Source organism: uncultured Campylobacter sp., assembly GCF_937997595.1.
Classification (GTDB): Bacteria; Campylobacterota; Campylobacteria; order Campylobacterales; family Campylobacteraceae; genus Campylobacter_B.
Genome location: NZ_CALKTS010000098.1, coordinates 1 through 1,821 on the forward strand (window position 1 = coordinate 1; position 1,821 = coordinate 1,821).

Annotated in this window: 1 protein-coding gene and 1 pseudogene; both read left to right on the forward strand. The window is 33.1% G+C overall.

Annotated features, from left to right (window positions below):
* A pseudogene (locus Q0614_RS03500) lies at positions 1-492 on the forward strand (hypothetical protein); the annotation flags it as partial.
* A gap of 11 nt (positions 493-503) precedes the next feature.
* Positions 504-734: a hypothetical protein gene (locus Q0614_RS03505; protein WP_298786563.1), complete on the forward strand. Its 231-nt coding sequence runs from the start codon at positions 504-506 to the stop codon at positions 732-734.
* Positions 735-1,821: the final 1,087 nt, after the last annotated feature.

The following is a 1,821-nucleotide window of genomic DNA, read 5'->3' on the forward strand; positions in this document are numbered from 1 at the left end:
AATCCAAGATTTGGCTTTGTGGTTGTAGCATTTCCAATAGCCAATATTTGGGCTTTTATTGATTTCATTAGAAAACTTAGAAAGCCTGAGAAAGTATATTTATATAACGATAAAGTTTATTGGGATAAACGAGATACGACGGTAGCAAAACAAAATATTGTTTGGGTTAAAAAAAGTATTTATCCTATGATTGGTAAGATACCAGATAACTCGGTTCAAAAAATTTTTGCACCATTTGGTTTTGTTATTGCAGGATTTTTTTTGATTTTATCAAATTTGTTTGCTTGTTTAGCAAAATTAGTTGCTTTATTAATTAACAAAGATTATAAATTTATACTATTTTGCACCATAGTTTTTTATGACAATCAAAAAAATGCCGTAAATATCTATTTAACGACAAAGCAAGATTATAAACAAGTAAATGAATATTTATTGCAAAATTTTAATTTACAAATCGAAAATTTAGATAAAAACTACAAATTCTATAAATAGGAGAAAAAATCATGCCAGAAGATAACAATACTTCTAACAATTCAAATCAAGGCGTTGCTTGGTATATCAAGCCCACTTCGGATACAATCGATTTCTTGAAAGGAATTCCCGTAAATGTTTTAGCCGATCCTGATAATGTCAAGGTTTTTGATAATTGTGTGAAAATCAAATCAGGTGGGCTAAATATGGTTATTCCTATCGTTGATGCGGCTGGTGGCGCTATAGCATTAGGTATTGGCTAAGAGCCTTGACAAGCGTCGCCTCTCTTAAAACGTTTCCTTCCGTATTCGCAAAAAATAAAGAAGGCTTTGTTTTTATGCTCTCTAGCCACTTGCCTGCCTCCTTTGGAAGCTCTAGATGTTCATGTTCATCGCCATTAGCTTTCACTTTATTTTCATCTTGCGGGAATAGCAAGGAATATTCTCCGCCATCGTCTATTTTTAAATGCTCGTAGGTTAAATTTCTTACATTTGAGCTTCTTAATCCGGTAAGTAATCCAAAGATTAAAGCGTTCTTGACACCTATTTAGTAAGGATAGCTCATGATATATTTTATCAACAACCACAAATCCGCATTCGCGGAAATATATGAATAGCCCCTGGATTTAGGTATCTTATATAGGTTTTTTAATTGCGTATCGCAAAATAAAAGATTATCGCTTATACCTCTATCTCGCGCGAACCTGAATAAAGAACGAATAAAATAAAACAGATCTTTTAAAAGTGCAAATTTTCTATTCTTGTAAATGGGGTCCAATATCTGCATTATCTCCTTTTTGGTAATCTTGCCGATATATTTATCGCTAACGCACTTTAGCCTCGATTGAAATCTAAATCGCAATTTTCTTAACGTTCTTTCGGCAAAAGCGTTATATTCACAGTAAATTTTAAAAACGCTTGCTAACGTATTCTTTGGAGCTGTCACACCATTAGTATGGCTATTTGATATCAATTTCTTTAACAATATTCTGGCCCCTTCGAATGTTATTTCGCTGACATTACCTAGAGCTTTGATTAACTTGCCGCCTTGCGTATAGTGATAGTGTCTATGCGTTTTAACCGTTCCGTCTCTAGATAGCGAGCTATAAAATTTAACGGCTATGAAATCGTCTAAGACTTCGACCATAGTGCGCTTATATTGCGGCAAGATAAAATTCCTAACTACTTTATCTGGATCTGATTTGAAAATTGGATTATCCTTAATTTTGGTAAAAACTTCTGTAATCTTTCTTCCTTTGTATAGTAATTTTAGGCAGATTATAGAATTTCCTCAAAGGATTAACAAGGCGGGAGCGCAAAAAAGCTACTATACAATTTTTTAATATATAGT